This is a genomic window from Fulvimarina uroteuthidis (assembly GCF_034321785.1).
GTDB classification, from domain to species: domain Bacteria; phylum Pseudomonadota; class Alphaproteobacteria; order Rhizobiales; family Rhizobiaceae; genus Fulvimarina; species Fulvimarina uroteuthidis.
In genome coordinates this window covers 394,962-419,497 of sequence record NZ_JAXLPB010000003.1, presented here as the reverse complement: position 1 = coordinate 419,497, position 24,536 = coordinate 394,962, and the positions used below count along the sequence as shown (strand labels likewise).

At 64.6% G+C, this 24,536-nt stretch carries 24 protein-coding genes and 2 tRNA genes; 6 read left to right on the top strand and 20 right to left on the bottom strand.

The window, feature by feature from the left end; genetic code table 11:
* Nucleotides 1-176: 176 nt before the first annotated feature.
* The 4 genes from U0C82_RS11645 to U0C82_RS11630 form a co-directional block, all read right to left on the bottom strand.
* Entirely contained in the window at nt 177-3,074 is a 2,898-nt protein-coding gene (locus U0C82_RS11645) for a valine--tRNA ligase (protein ID WP_322187285.1), read from the bottom strand.
* A 140-nt stretch (nt 3,075-3,214) separates the two neighbouring features.
* The gene (locus U0C82_RS11640; protein ID WP_322187283.1) at nt 3,215-4,339 is read right to left on the bottom strand and encodes a DUF2497 domain-containing protein; all 1,125 of its coding nucleotides are present in this window, start codon (nt 4,337-4,339) and stop codon (nt 3,215-3,217) included.
* Nucleotides 4,340-4,543: 204 nt separating this feature from the next.
* Nucleotides 4,544-6,082: a TolC family outer membrane protein gene (locus U0C82_RS11635; protein WP_322187282.1), complete on the bottom strand. Its 1,539-nt coding sequence runs from the start codon at nt 6,080-6,082 to the stop codon at nt 4,544-4,546.
* A gap of 196 nt (nt 6,083-6,278) precedes the next feature.
* A complete protein-coding gene (locus U0C82_RS11630) occupies nt 6,279-6,932 on the bottom strand; it encodes a protein-L-isoaspartate O-methyltransferase family protein (RefSeq protein ID WP_322187281.1) in 654 nt (217 codons plus the stop codon).
* A 223-nt stretch (nt 6,933-7,155) separates the two neighbouring features.
* On the opposite strand from U0C82_RS11630, the gene U0C82_RS11625 reads away from it, so the two are divergent.
* Nucleotides 7,156-7,229, top strand: a tRNA-Cys gene (locus U0C82_RS11625).
* 112 nt (nt 7,230-7,341) lie between these two features.
* Here U0C82_RS11625 and U0C82_RS18955 read toward each other — a convergent pair.
* The gene (locus U0C82_RS18955) at nt 7,342-7,746 is read right to left on the bottom strand and encodes a hypothetical protein (RefSeq protein WP_416186667.1); all 405 of its coding nucleotides are present in this window, start codon (nt 7,744-7,746) and stop codon (nt 7,342-7,344) included.
* Between the two features lie 187 nt (nt 7,747-7,933).
* On the opposite strand from U0C82_RS18955, the gene U0C82_RS11615 reads away from it, so the two are divergent.
* Together U0C82_RS11615 and U0C82_RS11610 are read left to right on the top strand one after the other, a co-directional pair.
* A tRNA-Asn gene (locus U0C82_RS11615) sits at nt 7,934-8,008 on the top strand.
* A gap of 138 nt (nt 8,009-8,146) precedes the next feature.
* Entirely contained in the window at nt 8,147-9,625 is a 1,479-nt protein-coding gene (locus U0C82_RS11610; protein ID WP_322187279.1) for a cryptochrome/photolyase family protein, read from the top strand.
* Nucleotides 9,626-9,924: 299 nt separating this feature from the next.
* On the opposite strand, the gene U0C82_RS11605 is transcribed toward U0C82_RS11610, so the two are convergent.
* The 13 genes from U0C82_RS11605 to U0C82_RS11545 all read right to left on the bottom strand — a co-directional run bounded on the left by U0C82_RS11605 (nt 9,925) and on the right by U0C82_RS11545 (nt 20,596).
* Nucleotides 9,925-10,083, bottom strand: coding sequence for a hypothetical protein (locus tag U0C82_RS11605; RefSeq protein ID WP_322187278.1), 159 nt, complete (start codon nt 10,081-10,083; stop codon nt 9,925-9,927).
* Entirely contained in the window at nt 10,080-11,336 is a 1,257-nt protein-coding gene (locus U0C82_RS11600; RefSeq protein ID WP_322187277.1) for an amidase family protein, read from the bottom strand. Before U0C82_RS11600 ends, U0C82_RS11605 begins: the two co-directional genes overlap by 4 nt.
* 24 nt (nt 11,337-11,360) lie before the next feature.
* Nucleotides 11,361-12,779 (bottom strand): TRAP transporter large permease, encoded by a 1,419-nt coding sequence (locus U0C82_RS11595; RefSeq protein WP_322187276.1) that lies wholly within the window; start codon nt 12,777-12,779, stop codon nt 11,361-11,363.
* On the bottom strand, nt 12,776-13,360 hold the full coding sequence (locus U0C82_RS11590) for a TRAP transporter small permease subunit (protein WP_322187275.1): 585 nt from the start codon (nt 13,358-13,360) through the stop codon (nt 12,776-12,778). Before U0C82_RS11590 ends, U0C82_RS11595 begins: the two co-directional genes overlap by 4 nt.
* A gap of 129 nt (nt 13,361-13,489) precedes the next feature.
* The gene (locus tag U0C82_RS11585; protein WP_322187274.1) at nt 13,490-14,632 is read right to left on the bottom strand and encodes a TRAP transporter substrate-binding protein; all 1,143 of its coding nucleotides are present in this window, start codon (nt 14,630-14,632) and stop codon (nt 13,490-13,492) included.
* Between the two features lie 339 nt (nt 14,633-14,971).
* Entirely contained in the window at nt 14,972-15,514 is a 543-nt protein-coding gene (locus U0C82_RS11580) for an isoprenylcysteine carboxyl methyltransferase family protein (protein ID WP_322187273.1), read from the bottom strand.
* Nucleotides 15,507-16,565 (bottom strand): type III polyketide synthase, encoded by a 1,059-nt coding sequence (locus U0C82_RS11575; protein ID WP_322187271.1) that lies wholly within the window; start codon nt 16,563-16,565, stop codon nt 15,507-15,509. The genes U0C82_RS11580 and U0C82_RS11575 overlap by 8 nt, the downstream gene beginning before the upstream one ends.
* A gap of 202 nt (nt 16,566-16,767) precedes the next feature.
* Nucleotides 16,768-17,004, bottom strand: a complete 237-nt coding sequence (locus U0C82_RS11570; RefSeq protein WP_322187270.1) for a hypothetical protein — start codon at nt 17,002-17,004, stop codon at nt 16,768-16,770.
* Nucleotides 17,005-17,180: 176 nt separating this feature from the next.
* Nucleotides 17,181-17,513 (bottom strand): chorismate mutase family protein, encoded by a 333-nt coding sequence (locus U0C82_RS11565; protein WP_322187269.1) that lies wholly within the window; start codon nt 17,511-17,513, stop codon nt 17,181-17,183.
* A gap of 12 nt (nt 17,514-17,525) precedes the next feature.
* Entirely contained in the window at nt 17,526-19,007 is a 1,482-nt protein-coding gene (gene gatA / locus U0C82_RS11560; protein WP_322187268.1) for an Asp-tRNA(Asn)/Glu-tRNA(Gln) amidotransferase subunit GatA, read from the bottom strand.
* Nucleotides 19,004-19,474 carry a GNAT family N-acetyltransferase gene (locus tag U0C82_RS11555; RefSeq protein ID WP_322187267.1) on the bottom strand — a complete coding sequence of 157 codons (471 nt, stop codon included), beginning with the start codon at nt 19,472-19,474 and terminating at the stop codon, nt 19,004-19,006. The genes gatA and U0C82_RS11555 overlap by 4 nt, the downstream gene beginning before the upstream one ends.
* Nucleotides 19,475-19,480: 6 nt before the next feature.
* Nucleotides 19,481-19,768, bottom strand: a complete 288-nt coding sequence (gene gatC, locus U0C82_RS11550) for an Asp-tRNA(Asn)/Glu-tRNA(Gln) amidotransferase subunit GatC (RefSeq protein WP_322187266.1) — start codon at nt 19,766-19,768, stop codon at nt 19,481-19,483.
* Nucleotides 19,769-19,894: 126 nt separating this feature from the next.
* Complete coding sequence (locus U0C82_RS11545; protein ID WP_322187265.1) at nt 19,895-20,596, bottom strand: metal-dependent hydrolase; 702 nt, start codon at nt 20,594-20,596, stop codon at nt 19,895-19,897.
* 179 nt (nt 20,597-20,775) lie between these two features.
* On the opposite strand from U0C82_RS11545, the gene ruvX reads away from it, so the two are divergent.
* Complete coding sequence (gene ruvX, locus U0C82_RS11540; protein ID WP_322187263.1) at nt 20,776-21,258, top strand: Holliday junction resolvase RuvX; 483 nt, start codon at nt 20,776-20,778, stop codon at nt 21,256-21,258.
* Here the strand turns inward: ruvX and U0C82_RS11535 are convergent.
* Nucleotides 21,217-21,573 (bottom strand): DUF6105 family protein, encoded by a 357-nt coding sequence (locus tag U0C82_RS11535; RefSeq protein WP_322187262.1) that lies wholly within the window; start codon nt 21,571-21,573, stop codon nt 21,217-21,219. The two genes, ruvX and U0C82_RS11535, sit on opposite strands and share 42 nt — an antisense overlap.
* 2 nt (nt 21,574-21,575) lie before the next feature.
* Entirely contained in the window at nt 21,576-22,100 is a 525-nt protein-coding gene (locus U0C82_RS11530; RefSeq protein ID WP_322187261.1) for a hypothetical protein, read from the bottom strand.
* Nucleotides 22,101-22,244: 144 nt separating this feature from the next.
* Between U0C82_RS11530 and U0C82_RS11525 the strand changes: the two genes are divergently transcribed.
* Together U0C82_RS11525 and U0C82_RS11520 are read left to right on the top strand one after the other, a co-directional pair.
* Nucleotides 22,245-23,195, top strand: a complete 951-nt coding sequence (locus tag U0C82_RS11525; RefSeq protein WP_322187260.1) for an aspartate carbamoyltransferase catalytic subunit — start codon at nt 22,245-22,247, stop codon at nt 23,193-23,195.
* Nucleotides 23,192-24,523 carry a dihydroorotase gene (locus U0C82_RS11520; RefSeq protein ID WP_322187259.1) on the top strand — a complete coding sequence of 444 codons (1,332 nt, stop codon included), beginning with the start codon at nt 23,192-23,194 and terminating at the stop codon, nt 24,521-24,523. The genes U0C82_RS11525 and U0C82_RS11520 overlap by 4 nt, the downstream gene beginning before the upstream one ends.
* Nucleotides 24,524-24,536 lie beyond the last annotated feature (13 nt).

The window sequence follows — 24,536 nt, the reverse complement described above, 5'->3', positions numbered from 1 at the left end:
GGCTTTCGCCCGACGGCAGATCTGTGGCCAAATCGTCACGGAAACTTGGTGCTTTCGGGTTACACCAAGCAAACCCGAACGCATCCGCCGGCCGAGGAGAATAGGCGGACCGGTTACACTGCAGCGCAGCATGGCTGACGCAACAGACCGGCCCGCCCAGTCTTCGGCACGGCAGATTATCCGAGCCGTGCCAGCGCCGCCTTCAGGCTTTCCGTTTCCAGCCGATACGCATCGCGCTTCTCGCGCTCCTGCTCGACGACCTCGTCCGGCGCGTTCGCCACGAACTTGTCGTTGCCGAGCTTCTTGTCGATCCGCGAAACCTCGCCTTCGTTCTTCTTTACCGCCTTGGCAAGCCGCGCCTTTTCCGCCTCGATGTCGATGACACCGGCGAGCGGAATGGCGAAGGTGATGCCGTCGACGACGATCTGGGCCGACTGCCCCGGAACCTCGCCGGAGGTCTCGACGGCCTCGAGCCGGGCAAGCCGCGTCAGCTGCGGGCCGTGTCGCTTCAGCCGGTCCGCGGTGAGCGGATCGGGCGAGATCGCGACCATGGTGACCTTCGCCGATGCTGGAACGTTCATCTCGGCACGCACGGAGCGGACGGCGCTGACGATCTCGATCAGCCAGTTGATGTCGTCGGCCGATTCGGGCGCGTTGAAGTCGATGCCCGCCCACTCCGTGTGGCACAGCAGCGTCTCGCGTTCGCCGTCCATTGTCTCGGCCCACAGTTCCTCGGTCAGGAACGGCATGAAGGGATGCAGCAGCACGAAGATCCGGTCGAGAACGTAACCGGTCACCACGCGAACCTCGCCGGCAGCGTCCGCATCGGACCCGGAAAGGGTCGGCTTGGAGAGCTCCACATACCAGTCGCAGAACAGGTTCCAGACGAAGCGGTAAAGCACGGCCGACGCGTCGTTGAAGCGGAAGGCTTCCAGTGCCGCGGTCGTCTCGCGCTCGGCTTTCGAAAGCTCCGTGACGATCCAACGGTTGAGCGGCAGCTGCAGCGAGGCAGGTTCCACCCGAATGCCGTGGCGAGCCTCGTTGAGCTGCGCAAATCGCGTCGCGTTCCAGAGCTTGGTGCAGAAATTGCGATAGCCGGAGATCCGCGCCGGATCGAGCTTCACGTCGCGCCCCTGAACCGCGAGCGCGGCGAGCGTGAACCGCAACGCGTCGGCGCCCACCTCGTCGATCAGCTCCAGCGGATCGATGCCGTTGCCCTTCGACTTCGACATCTTGGCGCCGGTCTTGTCGCGCACGAGCGGGTGCATGTAGACCGTGTGGAACGGCTCGGTTCCGGTGAAATGCAGGCCCATCATCATCATCCGGGCAACCCAGAAGAAGATGATGTCGAACGCGGTCGAAAGCACGGAGGTCGGATAGTATCTCTCGAGCTCGGCGGTGTCCTTCGGCCAGCCCATGGTCGAGAACGGCCAGAGCGCGGACGAGAACCAGGTGTCGAGAACGTCCTCGTCGCGTGCAAGCGCGACGCGGGCGCCGTAATGGGCGTCCGCTTTTTCGTAGGCGGCGTCTTCGCTGCGCGCGACGAACACCGCCCCGTCCGGCCCGTACCATGCCGGAATGCGGTGGCCCCACCAGAGCTGGCGCGAGATGCACCAGGGCTGGATGTTCTCCATCCAGTGAAAATAGGTGTTCTCCCATTGCTGGGGCACGAACTTGGTGCGGCCCTCGCGCACCGATGCGATCGCGGGCCGTGCCAGCGTCTCGGCATCGCAGAACCACTGATCCGTCAGCATCGGCTCGATGACGACGCCGGAGCGGTCGCCGAAAGGCTGCATGATCTTCTTGGCCTCGACCAGCGGCACCAGAGCGCGCGTTTCCCCGCCCTCCTCCGGCGCGACCGGCGCCTTGACGGGGCCGAGGCGCGGATCGGTTTCCGGCACCATGATGGCCAGACCTTCGGCCGTGATGGCGGCGACGACCCTGTCGCGCGCCTCGAACCGGTCGAGACCGCGATACTCGTCCGGAACGAGATTGATGGTGTCCACATGCGCCCTGTCCGGCGTGCCGCCCGCCTCGCGCACCGCTTTCGCCATCGCGACGGCATCGGCATAGGGTGCGCCGTCGGCCCGCATGGCGGCGTGCTCGTCCATCAGACGATAAAGCGGAATGCCGTTGCGCTTCGCCACGCCGTAATCGTTGAAGTCGTGAGCGCCGGTGATCTTCACCGCACCCGAACCGAAATCGGGATCGGGATATTCGTCGGTGATGATCGGAATCAACCGGCGATGCTCCTTCGGTCCGACCGGGATCTCGCACAGCTTGCCGACGATCGCCGCATAACGGGCGTCCGACGGGTGGACGGCGACCGCGCCGTCGCCGAGCATCGTCTCGGGCCGCGTCGTCGCAATCGCGATATAGTCGCGCGTCTCCCGGAACAGGACGTTGCCGTCTTCGTCCTTCTCGACATATTCGTAGGTCTCGCCGCCCGCCAGCGGATATTTGAAATGCCACATATGGCCGTCGACTTCGCGGCTCTCGACCTCGAGATCGGAGATCGAGGTCTGGAAATGCGGATCCCAGTTGACGAGGCGCTTGTCGCGATAGATCAGGCCTTCCTCGTGCAGCCGGACGAAGACCTCGAGCACGGCTTCGGAAAGCCCCTCATCCATGGTGAAACGCTCGCGCGACCAGTCGAGCGAAGCGCCGAGGCGCTTCAACTGGTTGGCGATATTGCCGCCGCTCTCGGCCTTCCATTGCCAGATGCGTTCGACGAACGCCTCGCGGCCCATATCCCGGCGGGAGCGGCTTTCGCCGCTGGCCGCCATCTGGCGCTCCACCACCATCTGGGTCGCGATGCCGGCATGGTCGGTGCCGGGCTGCCACAGCACGTCCTTGCCGCGCATGCGCTCGAAGCGCACGAGAATGTCCTGCAGCGTGTTGTTGAGCGCATGGCCCATATGCAGGGAACCGGTGACGTTGGGCGGCGGGATGACGATCGAGAAGGCGGGCTCGCCATCCCGCTTGCCGGCTCCGGCCTTGAAGGCTTCGGCCTCGGTCCAGCGGGCGGAAATGCGCGGCTCGATCGCCGCTGCGTCATAGGTCTTGTCGATCATGAAATGTCCAGTCGCGCGCAATTCTCTGCGATTCTCGCGCCGGATTTGGACCGAACCTTCCGGACTGTCAACGCGCGAAAGGCGCCTCGCCTGCCCGGCGACGCGCCTTTCCCATCAATGGCGGAACGGTCTCTTCAGGCTCAGGCGCGGCGCGGACCGCGGGCGACCCGCTCGATTTCCTCGCGCACGAGGCGCTCGACGATCAGCGGAAGATTGTCTTCCAGCCAGTCGCTCAGCATCGGCTGCAGCATGTCGCGGACGGTTTCGTCCATGCGCTGCCTCTGCTCGTCGCGAAGGACGGTGGCAAGCTCGGTGAAGGACGAATTGATCTTCGATTCGGCATTGCCCGAAATCAGGGAAACGAGCATGCCCTGCGTCGCCATATCGGCCGCGTCCGGCGAAGTGGCGGCCTCTGGCGCAGTGGCGAGGGACGGCGATGGTGCCTCGGTCGCCTCGTCCGCGATCGCATGCGTGTCGGCGGCGTCGGCGCTCGTCTCGACCCGGTCGAGCGTCGCCGCGTCGATGGCGAACGGCAGGGAGGTTTCCGCCTCGACCTCTTCGGCGGGGCTCTGGGGATAAGCCAGGCGAAGCTTCACCGCTTCGGCGGGGGCGACCGAAGCCGGCTGATCGTGATATTCGGGCAGCAGACCGGCATTGGCCAGCAGCTCGTTCGCGAAGGCGGTTTCATCGAACTCGTCGACAAAGGCGTTGGCGGCCCGTTCGATCGGAGCCTCATCGGGCGCGATCCCGCGCTCGTCGCCCCGACCATTGCGCCGGAAGCCACGCACGGCGTCTTCGAGCGAAGCTGCCCTCATCCGCGCAACCGAAAGCGTCGCGAGCTCTTCCATCTGTGAGGCGACTTCGCGCTCGACGGCCGACGTCTTCGAACCGGCGAAGGGCGTCGTGCCCTCATCGTTCACGGCTTTCGGGACAAGCGGGCGGGCGGGCGGCACCTCGGCGCCGGCGGGCACGCTCCGGGCTTCCGGCGCCACGATCGGCGCGGTGTCGACCAGGGGGGGCTTCAAAGCAGGGGCTTCGGAAACGGCGTGTTCGGCAAGGCTGGCCAGCGCGGGACCGGTCGATGGAACGGCGGCTTCAGCGCGATGCGATACGGTCTCGGCCTGGCCTTCGGCCCTTGCCGGATCGGCGGCGGAGGCGAGCGCCTCGACGGCCTTCAGCTCGGACTTCCTGGCAGGCAGCGGCGCAAGCTCGGGTTCGTCACGCCCTTCGATAATACGGCGAATGGAGGCGAGGATTTCATCCATCGTCGGCTCTTGTACCGGTAGCGCGTTACCCATCGGCTGGCTCCTGCGTGATCATCACCAAAACCGTTAGCGATCGAATCATGCGCGAAACCTACGGCTCCCCAGGGCCGAAGTGAATCCTCCCACGGCAGGTTTCGCGAATTTTCCCGTGATTTCGCGTGCCGGCGGACAAGGGAGACCGCAAAGGGGAAAAGCGGCAGACGATCACCGGCCGTCTGGCGTGCGAAGACCGAACCATTTGTCCTCGACCTGAACGTAATGGTCGTTCGGCTGGTATGTCTTGCCCGAAAGCGTGAGCCGCTCCTTGGACAGACGACCGATCGACGACAGAAGCGCGAAGCCAGCGACGACTTCGTCGCGTTGGGATCCGACGAGGAGGATGCGCGCCGTGATCACGTCGGCCTGAGCGTCGAGAACGTCGAGCGTCGTGCGCTGACCGACGTTCCGCTCCTCGATGACACCGTTGAGCGCGAGCTGCGCGGCGCGCACCTGCGCATTGTAGCCCGCGATATTGGCTTTCGCGGCCTGGAACTGCGCCCAGGAGGTCGCGACGGCCGCCCTCACCTGATCGCGGGTTCCGTCGACCTCGATCCGGCGCTGGCCCAGCACTTCCTTCTGCTGGCGAACGACGGAGGACGCCAGCCCGCCCTGATAGATCGGAACGGTGAGCTGCGCCCCGATCGTGGCGCTGAGTTGGTTCTGGTTCTGCGAGGAATCGACGATGATGCGCGAACCGCGCGTGCTGTCGACGCCCGGCAGATTGTTGATGTTGCCCGATGAGAACTGGTTGGTGGACTGGTCCTGGCCCGTGTCGGAATATTCGTTCTGAACGGAGGCCTGAAGCTCCACGGTCGGCAGGAGCGCGCCCTCTGCGGACTTCACCTGGAACGCGGCGGCATCGACGGCGGCGAGCGTTGCCCGGATCGCCGGATGCTCGCGCTGCGAGATTTCATAGGCCGTCGTCACGGAATCGGGAAGACCGGCCGGAATGCGCCCGGCATCCAGTTCGCGCGGCGCATCGCCGATCACGTCGAAATAGGTCGCTTCGCTCGACGCCACCTGGGACAGCGCGCTGTTGAGCAGCGCCGTCGCCAGCGCCTCCTGCGATTCGGCCTGGCTGACGTCGGTCCGGGTGCCCTCGCCCACTTCGAAACGCGCGCGGGCCGCACGGACCTGCTCGCTGAGGAAGGACAGGTTCTGCCGGCGCAAGGCCGCGATCTGGCGGTCGCGGAGCACGTCCATATAGGCGGACGCGGCGTCGAACAGCGTGTTCTGCTCGGTGTTGGACAGATTGTACTGTCCGGCACGAACCTGCGCCTGTGCGGCGCTGACATTGTTCGGCGTCCGGAAGCCGTCGAACAGGGTCTGGCTCAACTGGATCCCGACGGTCGCCGAGAGAACGTCGGATTCTCCGTTGACGACGCTTTTCTGGAACTGGCTGAGATTTTGCGACTGGCCACCGGAATTGATGTTCTGGCGGGTCCGGGACGTGGACGTGGAATCGGTGTTGATCCGGCTGGCCGAGGCGCTGCCGATGCCGGTGACGCGCGGCCGCATGCCCGCCCGGGCCTGGGTGACGTTCTCATCGGTCGCGCGCAATCCGGCACGCGCCCCGTTCAGGTCCTGACTGTTCTGGTACGCCTTTGCGAGCGCGCCCTGCAGCGATTCCGCGTTGGCCGACACGGGCACGGCCAGCAGAAGTCCGACCGTGGCAAGCGTTCTGAACAATGATTTTGCGGACAAATGTGTAACTCCAGTCAGATACCCCACCGTCGCGCCTCCGCGTGCCGCTGGGATGGAGGCACGGTCGGGCGATGGCAGGCTTGCCCCATTCATCAGGTGAAGCTGTCAACAATCAACCTATTTCGGGACGGCCGGAGCAGATTGGGACCGGAGCGGGGCAATCATGCAACGAAAACTTGCTCGGGACTTGTCCCTCCTAGAAGACGAATTCCGCCGCCTTGGAAAAGCCCGGCAAGGGTTTGATCGCGCAATTGAAACCGAATCGATCCGAGACGTTCCCCTCATCGTCCTTGACGAACAGGCGGGCCTGCGCCGAAAGTCCGCGCCCGATGACGGCGACCATGCGCCCACCGGTCTTCAGCTGATCCAGAAAGGTCTGCGGAAGCGTCTCGATGGAGCCTTCGAACACGATGACGTCGAACGGCGCCTCGTCCTTGTAGCCCTCGTTGAGCGGACCGGTGACGACCGTACAGGTGACGAAATCATGGCGGTTCAGAACGTCCGTCGCCGTTGCCGCGAGTTCCTCGTCCTCCTCGAGCGCGACGACCGCGCTCGACAGCATCGACAGGATGGCCGCGCCATATCCCGTGCCGCATCCGACGTCGAGAACCACGTCGTCCTCGGAAATCGCGGCGAGCTGGAGCAGCTTGGCGAACGGCGAAGCTTCCATCAGGTAACGGCCGTTGCCGATCGCCAGGTCCTCGTCGATATAGGCGAGCGGCCGCTTGGCGGCGGGTACGAACTCCTCGCGGGGCACGGTCAGGAACGCGGTCAGGATCGGATGGGACGATACGTCGGTCGTCCTGATCTGATTGTCGACCAGTTTTGTCCGGGCGTCTTTGAAATCCATGAGACCGTCGATCCTCTTGCTTCGCCCTGGCCGAGCGCGCCATGGCTGACGACCTCCATATTATCACGCTTGCCCGACCGCAAGGCGACAGACGCCGACAGTGGTCGCCTCCGGGCGACCACGAACGCGAACCCGGCCGCCGATCCGGGCGGGGCGACCGTGTCCGATCGGCAAAACGCCCCTTGCACAACAGGAAGGGACTGAGTAGGTAGACGCCGCACGGGGCCTCGTGGCGGAGTGGTTACGCAGAGGACTGCAAATCCTTGCACGGGGGTTCGATTCCCTCCGAGGCCTCCAGCACTTCAGCACTTCAGCATTCGACTTTTCCCGGACCGTCCCATCCGTTGCCATCGGCCGATAGCGCGGGTTTGTCACGATGATGCGACATCGGGCGCAACGCACCGGTCGGTCAGCGCCGCGCGCGCTTGGCCCGCCATGCCTTGTATTTCCGGATTCCCCAGACTTCGAATCGCCGGCGGAACCGCCGCACGTAAGGCAGGTCGATCGACAGAACGACGAGACCGACAGGGACCATCCAGAAGCCGAGAATCGGCAGGAAGCCGAGAAGCCCCCCGAGGACCATGAGGACGCCGATCGTCATGCGCAGCCACCGGCTCTGCGGCAGCGGGACGCGTCGTCCGAGGATCGACATGGATTTCAGCGCCGGCAACACGGCTTCCGGCTCGACCGTCGGCGTCCTGGCGCTCTCGCGGCCATCGGGCCCTTCGATCGCGCGGCCGTTCCGGGCGCGGTCCTGAGACGAAGGGGGCTTTGAAGGTTCCCCGGCCTTCGTCTGGTTCAGTCGCTCATCCATCGTCCGCTGCCTCAACGCCCCGTCATCGCGATAAACTCTATGAGGCCGAAAGGGTTCGATGTCCTGCGTTTTCTTGCAAAGACGAGAATGTCGAAAATTTCCGGCTTCCATGGCTTGGCAAATCGCCCGGCTCTTTGCTATAGCCACCTCAACGCACTGCAGCGCCCCGCGCCGCACCGCTGCGTATTCCCCGGTAGCTCAGTGGTAGAGCACTCGACTGTTAATCGATCGGTCGCTGGTTCGAATCCGGCCCGGGGAGCCACTTTCTCTTTTCATTGCAACAGTCTGTCGCGGTTTTCTCGCAAACCCGTGCGGCATTCCAACTCAGGCACGGGTTCCAAGGCCCGATCGCGGCCACAGTTATGGCGTCGGCAGATCAACCGACACGAAACGAGATGGCATGACGCGCGAGACGACCCCGGAAATAAGGACGGCGGACAAGGATGACGGACCCATCGTCGTCTGGCTTCGCGACGATCTGAGACTCGACGACAACCCCGCCCTCGCATTGGCCGCCGAGACCAAGCGTCCGATCGTTCCGCTGGTGGTTCTCGACGAAGAATCGGACGGTGTTCGGGCCCTTGGCGGCGCGCACAAATGGTGGCTGCACCATTCGCTCGAACGCTTCGCCGCCTCCTTGCGCGGGATCGGATCGCAATTGACGCTTCGGCGCGGCAAGGCGCTGGACCACGTCACGCAGATCGTCGAGGAGACCGGCGCGACTGCCCTCTTCTTCAACCGCCGTTACGATCCGGCTTCCCGGGCCGTCGACGATGCGATCGAAGAAGCGCTCGGCGGCGACGTCGTCGTCGAACGGTTCACCGCCAATATTCTGCACGACCCCGAAAACGTCCAGACAAAGACCGGTGGCTATTACAAGGTCTACACGCCGTTCTGGAAGAACGTGTCGCAGAGCGAACCGCGCGATCCGATGGATCCGCCCAAGGGCCTCAAACAGCCGGACGGGTTTCCGAAATCGGACGATCTGGCGGACTGGAACCTCCTGCCGTCCAAGCCCGACTGGTCCGGCGGGTTTTCGGACCTCTGGGAACCCGGCGAAAAAACCGCGCATGAACGGTTCGAGACGTTCTGCGACGATCTTCTCGAAGACTACCACAATGGCCGCGAGCGCCCGCGCGACGACGCGACCACACGCATGTCGCCCCATCTGCGCTGGGGCGAGATCTCACCCTACCGGCTCTGGCACTCCGCGCGCACCTATTCGAACCGGCGCAAGACGATACCGGAGGAGGCGATCAAGACGTTTCTCCAGGAGCTCGTCTGGCGCGATTTCAACTATCATCTGCTGTTTCATTTCGGTGCGCTTGCGACCGACAATTTCAACGACCGCTTCGACACGTTTCCCTGGCGCTCGTCGAAACAGGACCTGACGGCCTGGCAGAAGGGGTTGACCGGCTATCCGATCGTCGATGCCGGCATGCGCCAGCTCTGGCAGAAAGGATGGATGCACAACCGCGTGCGGATGATCGTCGGATCGTTCCTGACGAAGGACCTGCTGATCGACTGGCGCGACGGAGAGCGGTGGTTCTGGGACACGCTGGTCGATGGCGACATCGCCTCGAACACCTCGCAGTGGCAATGGATCGGCGGATCGGGCGCCGATGCGCAGCCCTTCTTCCGCATCTTCAACCCCATCACGCAAAGCGAGCGCTTCGACAAGAAGGGCGCGTATATCCGCCAGTTCGTCCCCGAACTGCGCGACATGCCGGACAAGCACATCCACGCGCCGTGGAAGGCCGGACGGGACGTTCTGGAAAAGGCAGGCGTCAAGCTCGGCGAGACCTATCCCGAACCCGTGGTCGATCACTCGGACGCACGCGACCGGGCGCTCTCGGCCTATGACGAGGTCAAGGGCTGAGCGGCGATCGTTCGCCGGCCCTCCGGCCTACCGCCTCGGGCGACATATCAACATCGCCCGAGACTGTAGGCTTATCGCCTGGCGCGCCGGGCCGGTCGACAAACCGAATTCCGTTTTTCGCCCGGCGCTCCACCTGACGGACGCGCGGATTTCCGCCGCGCGGCGGCGTCTCGCAGGTTGGCCGAGGGCGCGCGCTCCGGCATGGAAGCGTCGCTCGGCACCCGCATCGCGGGGTTCCGTTCACGACTTGCCACGCGACACGACAGCAAAACGCCGGGCCTCGACCAGACAGGGCGAACTCACTCCGGCTTGTGGATGAACAAATCGTATGCGGCCAGAAGCAAGGTCACTGCGAGAACGGCACCGAGATCGAGCAGTGGCACATATCGGATCAGAAACGACAGGAACACGCACAGCAGGATAAAGGCAACGATCGACAGGAATTTCTCAAGGCTCATGCGTCCTCTCCATTCAGGGTCTGCAGCAGCCAGGCTGCCGTCTGTATCAGGCGGGCGTCCTCACCGTCGCGTGCGATCAGCGTCACGCCAAGAGGTTTTCCGTCGGGCGCTTCGAGAATGGGCAATGTCACGGCGGGCAGGCGCAGGAAGGCGGCCAGCGATTCGCCCGAAACCCCACCCCCCTCGCCCGCGATGGGCCCGATCATGGCGGCGACGTTGCAGCGGGCGAAGATTTCCGTCATCCCGGCACGAAGCACGGGTATGAAATCGAGCGCACGCAGATAGTCGACCGCGCTGATTGCCTCGCCCTCGGTGATGAACGTCCGAATGCGATCCGGAAGCGCGTCCGTGAACCGACGCTCGAACGGCTTCAGGCATTTGGCGCCCTCCGCCTTGATCACCCGCTCGCCTTGCGGCCCGACTTCCTCGAAGAGCGTGGGGAGCGGAACCTTGAAGGCGCGCTCGCCGAAGAGCCCGGCGAGCTCTCCGGCCGCTGCATTTGCGTTCTCACGTCCATCGGTGAGGAAGCCGATCGTCGGCGCCATCGGCGGCGGGGTCCGGCTCGCATCGTCCAGTCGGGGTTTCGGCAACGGCTCGGATCGGGCGTCGCCCGCGTCGAACGTCGCCAGTACGTCGCCCAGCGCGGCGACATTGCCGAGTTCGCCCGCAAGCAGCGTCACCGCGTCGAGGCTCGGCGCGATATCGAGAAGGCCCGTCCTCGGCACCATGCCGGCACTCGGCCGGTACCCGAAGACGCCCGAAAGCGCCGCCGAGCGCAGCGCGCCGCCATCGGCATCGACGCAAACGGCGAGCGGGAAGCAACGACGCGCGACCAGCGAAGCGGCACCAGGATCGCCTTCCCCGACCCGCAGGGCGGGGATCGCCGACTTGGCGAACAGTTGGGCGCCCGCCGCCCGAAGGCTGGAGGCAACGGCGGAGTCGCGCTCGCTCAGGGCCCCTTCGAGCGCCGCGAACCCCCTCGTCATCGGCACGCGGGCGATGTCGAACGCATCGTCGACGAGCACCGGCACCCCGTGGAGGGCGCCCAGCGCCTTTGCCCTGCCCCGGAACGCGTCCCGGCTTCCGGCAACGCGCCGAGCATAGTCCTCGTCGAGCCATGCAAGCTGCGCCGTGCCCTCTTCGAGGGAGGCGATGCGCTTGAGCACCGCCTCGGTCACCTCCACCGAACGGGCCGCGCCCTTTGCGAGACGTTCGCGCAGGACCGGCAACGGAAGATCGATGATCTGCGCCATGCCGCTCACGATGCCCACCCTGCCTTACCGGCCATAGAAGTACTCGGGCAGGTAATAGACCGATTGCGGGACGATGTAGACGATCGCCATCGCGATGAAGACCATGGCGAGGAACGGCAGGATCCCCTTGAAGATGTCGGTCAGCTTCACTTCGGGCGGTGCGATGCCCTTCAGATAGTAGGCCGACATCGCCATGGGCGGCGTCAGGAACGAGGTCTGCAGGTTGAGTGCGACGAGGACGCCGAAGAACAGCGGATCGACGTCGAACATCGCGAGCAGCGGCAGGAAGATCGGCACGAAGATGATGATGATCTCCGACCATTCCAGCGGCCAGCCGAGCAGGAAGATGATCAGCTGGGCCAGAAGCAGGAACTGCAGCGGCGTCAGGTCGAGCCCGGTGACGAACTCGGAGATCAGTTCCTCTCCGCCGAGATAGGAGAAAACGGCCGAGAACACGTAGGAACCGACGAACAGCCAGCAGACCATCGCCGTGGTGCGGACGGTCAGATAGACCGATTCACGCAGGCGTTGGAAGGTGAGAGCCCGGTAGCAGATCGCCAGGATCAGGCCGCCGAGCGCACCGATGGCGGCCGCTTCGGTAGGGGTCGCGAAACCGCCGAGGATGGAGCCGAGAACCGCGAGAATGAGCACGGCGAGCGGCAGGAACGAGGTGGCGATCATCCACAGGAGCTTGCCCAGCGGCACGTCCGGCACTTCCTCGCGTGTCGGCTTCGGCGCGACCGAAGGCTGGAGAATCGACCTTGTCACCACATAGGTCATGTAGAGCGCGACGAGGATGAGGCCGGGGATCATCGCGCCGGCGTAGAGCTGCACGATCGAAACGCCCGATGCCGCCGCATAGACGATCAGCATGATCGAGGGCGGGATGAGGATGCCGAGCGTGCCGCCCGCGCAGATGATGCCGGCGGCGAACGAGGGATCGTATCGCGCCTTCAGCATCGCCGGCAGGGCCAGGAGCCCCATCAGCGTGACGACGGCGCCGACGATGCCGGTCGCGGTCGCAAACAGCGCGCAGGTGACGAGCGCCGCGACGCCCATGGATCCCGGCACGTTCTTCGACGCGATGTTGAGGGTGGTGAACAGGCGGTCGACGATATTCGCCCGCTCGACCACATACCCCATGAAGAGGAACAGCGGCACCGCCGTCAGCACCTCGTTGGCCATGACGGTGTAGGTCTGGTTCACGAACAGGTCGAAGACCCGGTTGCTGATGAACCCGTCGAGCCAAGTGGTCCAGCTTTCCCAGCCGGACGCCGTTTCATCGAGACGCTCGAAAGCGCGCCACATGCGCGAGCCGTCGAAATAGGCGTAGTAGCCGAAGCCGATGCCCATCGCCATGAGCGTGAATGCGATCGGAAAGCCCAAGAATACCAGGACGATGAACAGTCCCAGCATCGTCAATGCAAGTTGTGGATCGGTCATGGATGCGGATCGCTTTCGGCTTTGGCTGCCTCTTTCATGATGACATTTTCGGTTTCCTGGACGTCCTCATCGGGCTTCGTCCAATATCCGTCGCGAATGCACTGAATTGCGCGACAGACCTCGGCCAGCCCCTGGATGAAGAGCAGAATACCGGCTGCGACCATGACGGCCTTGAACTGGAAGATCGGAATGCCGGCGGGGCTGTTCACGCTGACCTCGCCATAGCCGTAGGACCGGTCGGCATATTTCCAACCGGCGAGGATCAAGGCGAGGACGCCGGGGAAGAAGAAGAAGAAGTAGAGAACGAGGTCGACCGTCGCCTGGGTCCGCTGGCTCCACAGACGGTAGAGAAAGTCGCCGCGCACGTGGCCGCCGCGCGACAGCGTATAGGCGCCGCCCATCATGAACAGCGTGCCGTACATGATATAGGAGATGTCGTAGGCCCAAGGTGTCGGCGCGTTCATAATGTAGCGCACGAACACTTCGTAGCTCGTACCAAGCGTCATCAACATGATGAGCCAGGCAAACGTCTTGCCGAACGCGGCTGAGAGCGCGTCGGCAAATCGGATGAATGCCAGCATGAAAACCGTTCCGGTTCAGGACGCTACGCGGGCCAGGATCGAGCCTGCCGGCGAAGCTGTCCAATCCTTCTAAAAACGCCCGGCAGCTAGAGCCACCGGGCGCGTTCCAGATGCGATGCTACTCGGGGCTTACGACTGGGTCGGAAGCTTGCCCGGGAAGAAGTGTTCGTAGGCCTTGCGGTAGCTTGGCGTATTGACCAGCTCATAGTAGGTCACGCGCTCGACGAACGAACGCTGCGAGTCGAGGACCTTCTTGATGAACGGGTCTTCCTCAAGCTGAGGAATCATGGCGGACCATGCCTCGAGCTGGGCGTCGAGGATCGCCGGAGGCGTCTCGAGAATGTTCACGCCGTCTTCGTCGCGCAGCTTGGCGAGATCGCTCGAATAGTTCTCGAGCGCGAAGGTCGTGTTCTTGGTCGAGGAGGCCTCGACGGCATGTTCGACGATCGCCCGGAGATCGTCGTCGAGATCTTCCATGAAGTCGCGGTTGAACAGGAACTCGAACGCCTCGGAGGCCTGGTGATAGGAACCGAGATAATAGTTCTTCGCCACGTCCTGCGCGCCGAAGCGACGATCGGACGAAGGATTGTTGAACTCGAACGCGTCGATGACGCCGCGCTCCATCGCCGGAACGATTTCGCCGCCCGGAAGCTGCGTGACGCTCATGCCCATGGACTGCATCAGATCGGCTGCGAGACCGACGGTGCGGTACTTCAGGCCCTTGATGTTCTCGACCGATTCGACCGGGTTGGTGAACCAGCCGAAGGGCTGCGGCGGCATCGGGAAGCCGAGCATGCCGATGACGTTGAGGCCCATATTGTCCTGGGTCAGCTCGCGGAAGAACTCCTGTCCGCCGCCCTCGTAGAACCAGGCCATCATCGTGGTCGGATTGCCGCCGAACACCGGGCCGGTTCCGAACAGGGACGCGGCCTTGTTCTTTCCGTACCAGTAGGCCGAGACCGAATGCGACACGTCAAGAACGCCGTCGGACACGGCGTCGATGACCTGGAATGCGCCCACCACGGCACCGGCCGGAAGGAGATCGACCTTCAGACGGCCACCCGACATCGCCTCGACGCGGTCCGCATATTGCTGCGCCATCGTCTGCCAGATGTCGGATGCGGGCCAGGACGTCTGCATCTTGATGGTCAGGGGCGCCTGCGCGAGCACCGCCGGTGCTGCAAGCGTGGACGCCGCGATCGCGCCACCGCCGATGACGCCCTTCTTCAGGAACGAACGGCGATCGACGGACTTCGTGTTGGTCTCTGTCATGAAATTCTCCTCCCAGTGGTTCCGTGAGCGAACCAGGTCTTTCAAAGGCAAGCCGTACATCGCCCTCCGCAACCCAAGCCGAACGAGAACCGATGCGCCTGCTGCGACGCAGGCGACGGGCGGGTTCGTTCGATCGGGGAGAACAGCGTGAGGGTGATCGATGACGAGCCTCCCAATTCGTCATCGTCGGCAAGCGTATGCGAGCAAGGCCGCCACGACAAGCCCAACGTTGGCCACGATACCGATGAGTAGCCGGACTTTCACCCTGAGATGAATGTCGGGGCGTCCGGTTGCGAAGAAATCCGATCGCCGGCCTTCACACCCTGCGAAACGGCGCTCTCACCCCTCGGGATGATTCGCGGAATAATCCGCGAGCGCGCGGCTTTCGGCAGGGATTCGAATGGCCATCGCCCCGGCGTTCAGCAGCGTGAAGAGGATCGCGATCGCGTAAAGCTGGAAGACGCAAGGCAGGATCGCAATCTCGAGTGCGACGACCAGATAGTTGGGATGGCGCAGGAAGCGGTACGGACCGCGCCGCACCAGCGTTTCGCCGCGCAGTACAATGATCCGCGTCGTCCAGCGGCGGCCGATCGAGGCGAGCGTCCAGATGCGCAGGAGCTGGATGGCCGCGAACACGCCGAGAAGAACGAGATCGACCGGCTCTCCGGGCGCGGTGACCCAGAGCAATGCCAGCCAGGCCATGTGCATCGCGACGATCAGAAAATAATGGGCGGGCGCGATTTCCACGGCGCCCCGCAATTTCAGCCGTGCGGTGTTGCGACGCGCGAACCAGAGTTCGAACACGCGCTGCAGGGTCACGTAACCCAGAATCAGGATCGCCGGCCACACCGGCAGGCCGGCGGCATTATCCACATCAAGCATCGAGACGCACGAAGCTCCCTGTGAAGCCCGGCCCGAGCGCCGAGAGGATACACTTGCCTTGAAGGTCGCCCGCAAGCTTTCTCTTCAGCACGAAGAGAGCGGTCGGCGCGGACATGTTGCCATGGTCGCGAAGAATGTCGCGCTCCGCCGACAGCGCCCCGTCACCGAGCGCGAACGATCGTTCGAGCGCTTCGATGACCTTTCGGCCGCCCGGATGAAAGGCGAAGCCGTCGAGGTCCTGCGGCACCTCGCCGCGTGTCTTCAGGAAAGCGGCGACGGCCGCGTACATCTTCTCGTCGACGAGATCGGGGATCGACGAGGAGAAGATCGCGCCGAACCCGAGCGGATCGACCGACCAGCCCATGATGCCGAGCGTGTCGGGCCACATATGCTCGCCGCTCGCGACGATCCGCGGTCCCTCGCCCGCGTCCGCGGTCAGGACGGCGGCCGCCGCCCCATCGCCGAACAGGGCCGTCGCGACGATATTGCTCTTGGTGAGTTCGTCGGCGCGGAACGCCAATGTGCAGATCTCGACGGCGACGAGGAGCACGCGCGAGCCCGGCACGGAGTCCGCAAGTCTCGACGCGAGCGCAAGACCGGTGACGCCGCCTGCGCAACCGAGACCGAACACCGGCACGCGCCTGACGTCGGCCCGCAGGCCCAGCCGGGCCGATGCGCGCGCCTCGAGCGAGGGCGTGGCGATCCCGGTCGAGCAGACCGTGACCACCGTGTCGATCTCGTCAGCGCGAAAGCCCGAACGCGCGAGTGCGCCCGCAGCGGCCGCGACGAACAAGTCCGTCGCGCCTTCGAGAAACGCGCCGGTCCGGGTCTTCCAGTCCTGCGCCTCGTGAAACCATTCGATGGGCCGCACGGAATATCGGGTGTCGATGCCCGTGTTCTCGAAGACCGGCCGCAACCGTTCGAAATCTCGAAACCGGCGTCCGAATGTCTCGGCGGCATGCGCGACGACGTCTGTCTGCGGTAGCGCGTACGGCGGTAGGCTCGTGGACAATCCCGCAATCCGCGGGTGCAGTCGGTGATCGTGGGTCATGTTCGTTCCAACATGCGACGGGAAAGCCGACGCCTGTCGCAAAGCTAGCGCCGGGGCGTGCCTTTGCGAGCGGCATGGAACGATAAGATGCCGTTTCCACAACGGAATTCGTCACGGGAAAGATCGATGTCAAGAACGGTTCGCGGGCATCCGGGCCCGCGCAGCCCCGGCGGATCTGCCGAATGTCCCGACGGATCGTGCCCTAATGCGCAATCTGCCGCTTGATCTCGTCGCGCTCTTCCTGGAGCGATCCCCTTGCATGGGGCCGGTTGGCGCGATTGTACCAGTAGTCGGCGTTGCCGCGGTCACCTTCGAGACGATGCAGATGGGCGTGGATCCACGCCGCTTCCGGCGAGCAGTCGGCCTGCACGATCTCGTGCGCCCTGTCCCAGTTTCCGGCGTCCAGTGCTTCGAGCGCCGTTGTCAAATCTCTTGCCACAATATCTTCTCCCCGATCAGCGTTTCGAGGCTGCCGCCCGGTCTTGCGACCGGCTCGTGCGCGTTCGGGCCTCCCAGCCCGCGCGTCGATCTGTGGATTCCGGTCGGAGCGACACGCCTTTCAACGAGAAACGTCGTGGGTCGCGCGTTGAAAATCAAGCAGAAATCCGGTCGAACTCATTTGCCCCGGGGGTCGGGCGTCGATGGTTCGCCCAGCATCACCTCTTCGGTCTCGATCGCCCGCGCCACGAGGCGTTCCCAGAAGGAGCCGTAGAGATCGGGATCGAGGCCGCGCGCTTCGGCGTGTCGCCGGGCATTCTCGACCACCGTGCGCACCCGTTCGGGCACGTCCGCCGGAATATTCGACGGCGCCTTGATGGCCGGCGCACGGTGAATATAGGCCATCCGCTCCGCGAAGAGATCGAACAGGGCCGCGTCCACCCGGTCGATCTCGGCGCGCAGTTCGCCCATCGTCTCGCAATCCTGCGGTTCGCGCCGATGCTCACTCATCGGTAAAGCACCTCACCACCACTTCTTCGGCGTGAAGCGCCCGGCCGCCTTTTCGATCACGGAGCCCACCGCAAACAGCGTCTCCTCGTCGAACGGACGCCCGATCAACTGCAGGCCCAGCGGCAGGCCGTCGCCGGAAAGCCCGGCCGGGACCGCTATTCCGGGAAGCCCCGCCATGTTCACGGTCACCGTGAAGATATCGTTGAGATACATCTTCACCGGATCCGAGTTCATCTCTTCGTCGCCGATCCCGAACGCCGCCGAAGGCGTCGCGGGCGTCAGGAGCGCGTCGATGCCGTCGGCGTAGACCGTCTCGAAGTCGCGCTTGATCAGCGTGCGGACCTTCTGGGCCCGCAGGTAATAGGCGTCGTAATAGCCGGCCGAGAGAACATAGGTGCCGATCATGATGCGACGCTTCACCTCGCGACCGAAGCCTTCGGCGCGGGTGTTCTCGTACATCTCCGCAATGTTGCTGCCCGGCACGCGCAGGCCGTAGCGAACCCCGTCATAGCGCGCCAGATTGGACGAGGCCTCCGCCGGCGCGACGATGTAATAGGCCGGCAGCGCGTATCGGGTGTGAGGCAGGGACACGTCGACGATCTGCGCGCCCGCATCCTTCAGCCAGTCGATCCCCTGCTGCCACAGGGTTTCGATCTCGCCCGGCATGCCCTCGACGCGATATTCCTTCGGGATGCCGATCTTCAGGCCCCTCACCGAACGCCCGACGGCCGCCTCGTAGTCCGGAACGGGCCGATCGACGGATGTCGTGTCCTTGGCGTCGGTCGAAGCCATCGAGGTCAGCATGATCGCCGCATCGCGCACGTCGCGCGATATCGGTCCCGCCTGGTCGAGCGAGGACGCGAAGGCGGCGATGCCCCAGCGCGAGCAGCGGCCGTAGGTCGGCTTGATGCCGACGGTTCCGGTGAGCGCCGCCGGCTGGCGGATCGAGCCGCCCGTATCGGTCGCCGTGGCACCCGCACAGAGGTGGGCGGCAACCGCGGCGGCGGAGCCGCCGGACGAGCCGCCCGGGACGAGATCGACGGTCGAGCCGGTCTTGCGCCACGGGTTCTTCACCGGGCCGTAATAGGACGTCTCGTTGGACGAGCCCATGGCGAACTCGTCCATGTTCAGCTTGCCCAGCATGACGGCCCCATCGGCCCACAGGTTCGCCGTGACGGTCGATTCGTAGCGGGGCTCGAAGCCGTCGAGGATGTGGCTGGCGGACTGGGTGTGGACACCCTGCGTCGCATAGAGATCCTTGATGCCGAGCGGGATGCCTTCGAGCGCCCCGGCCTCTCCCCCGGCGATCTTCTCGTCGGATGCTTTCGCCATCGCGCGCGCCTTGTCCGGCGTGATGCAGACATAGGCGTTCAGCGCGCCGTTGGCGCCCTCGATGGCGTCGATGTAGGCTTCGGTCAGTTCGGCCGCGCTGATCTCTTTGCGGGTCAGCTTTTCGCGCGCTTCTGCGATGGTGAGGCTGGTGAGATCGGTCATGCTTCAAGGGTCTTTTCGTAATAGCGGCTGTGGTCCGTGACGGCGTAGTCGAGCACCGTGTCGCAGGGTGTGAAACCGAAACTTTCGTAAAGGATACGGGCGGGACGATATTCTTCCTGCGCCCCCGTCTCGATGACGAGCCGCGTCATGCCGCGCGCCATGGCGCTGTCGATGATGGCCTTAAGGATCTTGCGGGCGAGACCGCGCCGGCGCAGCGCCGGATCGGTATACATGCGCTTCACCTCGCCCGTGCCGCACGGATGCGTCTTCAGCGTTCCCATCGCCACGGCCTCGCCCTCGGAATTGCGGCAGACGAACACCTTGAAGTCGCGGCGCGTCATCTCCTCGAAATTGAGGCCGAACCGGTATTTTCGCGGCGCCACGGGCCGCAGGTCGTCGTCGAGCTTGATGACGAGCCCCCTCACATCGTCTCCGAGGAAACGCTCTGCACGAACGGCAAACGTCATGCTCGGCTACTCCACCACTTTCGGAACCATGAAGAAATTGTCTTCCGAGACCGGCGCGTTGGCGACGATGTCCGCGGCCTTGTCGCCATCCGTGACCTCGTCCTTGCGCTTTTTCATTTCCATCGGCGTGACCGAGGTCATCGGTTCGACGCCGGAGACATCGACTTGCGAAAGCTGCTCGACGAAGCCGAGGATCGCGTTGAGTTCGGCCTGCATGGCAGGCACGTCCTCTTCGGGAACTGCGATACGGGCGAGCCGGGCTACGCGGCGGACGGTAACGGCGTCGACGGACATGCCTCACCTTTCCTCATGCAAATGTCTTGAATGGCTGGCGGGAGCTATAAACACCGCGTTCGCAACGCGCAACGCCGGTGCCGCATGGTTGGCGCGGCACCGGCCCCGATCACGCAAGGCGTGCCGTCAGACCTCGAACGGCTCGCCGATGGCCGGCGTCTTCACCTTCGTGCTCTCGCCCTCCATGGCGGCGACGAACCGGTCCGGATTGTCGTCGAGGATCGGCAAGGTGCCGTAATGCGCCGGAATCACCATATCGAAGTTGAAATAGCGCCGGCAGGCGATCGCAGCGACGGCGCCGCCCATCGTCAGCCGGTCGCCGACGGGCACGATGCCGATCTTCGGCTGGTGCAGCTCCTCGATCAGGGCCATGTCGCCGAAAATGTCGGTATCGCCCATGTGATAGAGCGTCGGTCCATTGTCGAAATGAAGGACGATCCCGTTCGGCTGGCCGAGATAGGTGACCGTGCCGTCCTCCTCGACGTGACCGGAGGAGTGGAACGCCTGGACGAGCGTGGCGGTGAAGTCGTCGAACTTCGCCGTGCCGCCCGTGTTGGCGGGCTGCGCGTTCTCGACGCCTTTCTTCGCGAGCCATTGCGACAGCTCGAAGGTCGCGACGACCGTCGCGCCGGTGCGCTTGGCGATCTCGACGGTATCGCCGACATGATCGAAATGGCCGTGGGTCAGGACGATGTGCGTCGTGCCCTCGGTCGCGGCCTTGGCGTCACCCTCGAAATGGGGATTGTCGCTGAGGAATGGATCGATCAGGATGACGGACGATCCGGTGTCGATCCTGAAGGCGGAATGGCCGAAATAGGTGATTTTCATAAGGTGACATGCCTTTTGCAGTTCTGATCGCAAGGTCTGGGCGAGCCCCGTCGGACGCCCGATGGCGCTCGCCCTTGCGCGGGTAAGTGCGGAGGGCTAGCCACGCGTCAAGATATCAGGACATGCGCCGACGCCCGGAGCGAGGGTCCGGCGTCGTCACAACCAGAGACGAGTTCGACATGGCGATCGTGACGATCGAGGAGTTTTCAGAGGGCCTGACCTCGGGCCGGCCGATCGCCGGCCTCGATCTCGGCACCAAGACGATCGGCATCGCGGTATCGGATCGATCCTACGCCTTCGCCAATCCGCGCCCGGTGCTGTCGCGCCGGAAGTTCACCGAGGACGCCGTGCGACTGAAGGCGATCCTCGACAGGGACGAGGTGACGGCGATCGTTCTCGGCCTGCCGCTCAACATGGATGGTTCGTCCGGACCGCGGGCGCAGGCCACCCGGACGTTCGCCCGGCTTTACGGACCGATCGACGACCGGCCTCTTCTCCTGTGGGACGAACGGCTCTCAACGGTCGCCGCGGAACGGAACCTGCTCGAGATGGACATGTCGCGGAAGAAGCGGGCGACGCGGATCGATTCGGCGGCCGCCGCCATCATCCTGCAAGGCGTGCTAGACCGCCTCGCCCATCTTGCCCGACCTGTCGGCGATTGAATCGAGCCTGCGCGCGTAGCGTGCGCCGGCTGCTTCCGGGGCGGCGGTCCGGAAACTGCGCACAAAGGCGATGATCTTCCTGCGACGACGGAACGCCAGGATGGCGAGAATGATGGCGCTGTCGAGAATGATCGCATCGAGAATCAGCCAGGCGATCTGATCGGAGTTGAGGCCGAGCATTCTCTCATAGACCGCGAATGTCTGGTCGAAGACCTCGCGCGAGAACAGGACGAAACCGAGATCGGCCTTCGCGCCGAAGAACCAGCCCCAGAAGGCGGCGAGCGGGAGAACCCAGAACAGGAAGAACTTGCGCATGATCAGAGGTCTCCATTGTCGTTGTTGCCGTTCGAGCGGTTCTCGATCCGGCGCATCACCGCCTCGAATGCTTCGTCGCTCTCGCTTTCGTCGGCGTGCATCATGTGATCGAACACCAGCGCGCCGAGCGTGACGGCGAGCGCCAGACAGACGCCCGAGCCGCTGCCGAACAGCGTCGCGATCGGCGAGCCGGCGATTTCGGCCGACAGCCAGAAGGCGAAGATCGCCGCAAGTCCGGCCATCGCCGTCTGCTCGCCGGTGGCTGCGATCGGGCGGTGCCAGGAGTTCAGTCGGACGATCGAGGCACCCAGGACGATCGCGATCGCGACCAGGAGACCGGAGAACGCAAGCACGGCGGATGCATCGATCCCGACCGGACCGCCCTGCCGCGCCATCAGCATCAGTTCGTCGCCGAGAGTCTGGAGCCCGGCGGGCAAGGCCCCCGCCTCGATGAGAAGCCGCATCGCACCGATCGCGAGAAAGGCGGTCCAGGCGGCCAGACATACCGTTGAAGCCGTTCGCAGCACTGACTGTCTCCCGTTCCCGAAAAAGCTAACGAAGTCTTAACGCCGTTGTCGCGCTTCGGGTCCCGGCCATCAAGCTTAAGCTTCCGTTAACCCTAACGGCCGGCGCTTGCCTGCCACGCCCGGCTCGCTTATTCACCGCAGCCAATGAGCACCCTCGACAGCCCTTTCGATCACCGCCACCTGCTTGGCATCAACGGCCTCCAGCCGCACGAGATCCTTTATCTTCTCGACCGTGCCGACGAGGCGGTCGCGATCAGCCGCCGGCCGGACAAGAAGAATTCCATCCTGAAGGGCCGAACCCAGATCAACCTGTTCTTCGAAGCCTCGACGCGGACGCAGGCAAGCTTCGAGATCGCCGGCAAGCGCCTCGGTGCCGACGTGATGAACATGTCGGTCGCGAACTCGTCCGTGAAGAAGGGCGAGACGCTGGTCGACACGGCGATGACGCTCAATGCCATGCGGCCCGACATCCTGATCGTGCGTCACCATTCGGCCGGCGCGGTCGCCCTCCTCTCCCAGAAGGTGGCGTGCTCGGTGGTCAATGCGGGCGACGGCCAGCACGAGCATCCGACGCAGGCCCTGCTCGATGCGCTGACCATCCGCCGGCACAAGGGAACGCAGTTCGAACACCTGACCGTCGTCATTTGCGGCGACGTCCTGCACAGCCGCGTGGCGCGCTCGAACATCCTCCTTCTCAACGCCCTCGGGGCGCGCGTGCGCGTGGTCGCGCCGACCACCTTGTTGCCGCGCGGGATCGAACGGATGGGCGTCGAGATCTTCCAGGACATGCGACAAGGGCTACAAGGCGCCGACGTGGTCATGATGCTGCGGCTGCAACGCGAGCGGATGGAAGGCGCGTTCGTGCCCTCGGTTCGCGAATATTTCCGCTATTTCGGCCTCGATGCCGAGAAGCTGACCTTCGCCAAGCCCGATGCCCTCGTCATGCATCCCGGCCCGATGAATCGCGGCGTCGAGATCGCTTCCGACGTCGCCGACGGCCCCCAGAGCGTGATCGAGGAACAGGTGGAGATGGGCGTTGCGGTGCGCATGGCCGTCATCGAAACCCTGTGCGGACAGATGGGAGCTCCCCAATGATCGCCTCCGCCCACCGGCTCCCACCGCAGCAACCGGACCGGCCGCTTCTCGTCGAGAACGTCCGCATCGTCGATCCGTCGCGCCGGCTCGACGGGATCGGCAGTCTTCTTACCACGGACGGAACCATCGTCGCCTGCGGCCCGGACGCTGCGAACCAGGGCGCGCCGGACGGCACGAAGCGCATCGATGGCAGGGGCCTGACGCTCCTGCCCGGTCTCGTCGACGCGCGCGTCTTCATCGGGGAGCCCGGCGGCGAGCATCTCGAAACGATCCGGACGGCCTCCCTCGCCGCTGCCGCCGGCGGCGTCACCTCGATCCTCACCATGCCCGACACGAAGCCGGTGATCGACGACGTGGCCATCGCCGAGTTCGTCATGCGCACGGCACGGGACAATGCGGTGGTCAACGTCTTCCCCGCCGCGGCCCTCACCAAGGGCCTCGAAGGCCGGGACATGACCGAGATCGGTCTTCTGAAGGATGCCGGGGTCGCCGCGTTCACGGACGGTCGCCACACCATCTCCGATCCGGCTCTCCTGCGCCGCATCATGACCTATGCGAAAGACCGCGACGCGCTCGTCATGCATTCGACGCAGGATGCCCGCCTCACCGGACGCGGCGTCATGAACGAGGGGCTGTTCGCCTCCTGGCTGGGGCTTCCTGGCGCACCCGGCGAGGCCGAGATCATACCGCTCGAGCGCGATCTGCGGCTCGCGGCGCTGACGGGATGCCGCTATCACGCGGCCGAACTCTCGCTCGCCGAATCGGCGCAGGTTCTACGAACCGCCAAGCGGCGACACGTGAACGTATCGGGCGGCGTCTCGATCAACCATCTGTCGCTCAACGAAAACGATATCGGCGAATATCGCACCTTCTTCCGTCTCTCCCCGCCCCTGCGCGGCGAGGACGACCGGTTGGCCCTCGTCGAAGCGGTTCGGGACGGGACGATCGACGTCATCCATTCCGCCCACGACCCGCAGGACGCCGAGGGCAAGCGCCGTCCGTTCACCGAGGCCGAGAGCGGCGCGATCGGGCTCGAGACCCTGCTGGCGGCGGCGCTGCGGCTTCACTTCACGTCCGACGTGTCCCTGATGCGCCTCGTCGAGACGATGAGCACGGCACCGGCCAGGCTGCTGGGCCTCGACCGCGGAACCTTGCAGCCCGGCCGGCCGGCCGATTTCGCCCTGGTCGACCTCGACGCGCCGTTCCTCTTCGACGAGACGATGATCCGGTCCAAGTCGAAGAACACCGTGTTCGAGAACGCTCGATTCCAGGGTCGCGTCGTGCAAACCTATGTCGGTGGGCACCTCGTCTACGACGCCGAATCATAAGGACAGGACCGAC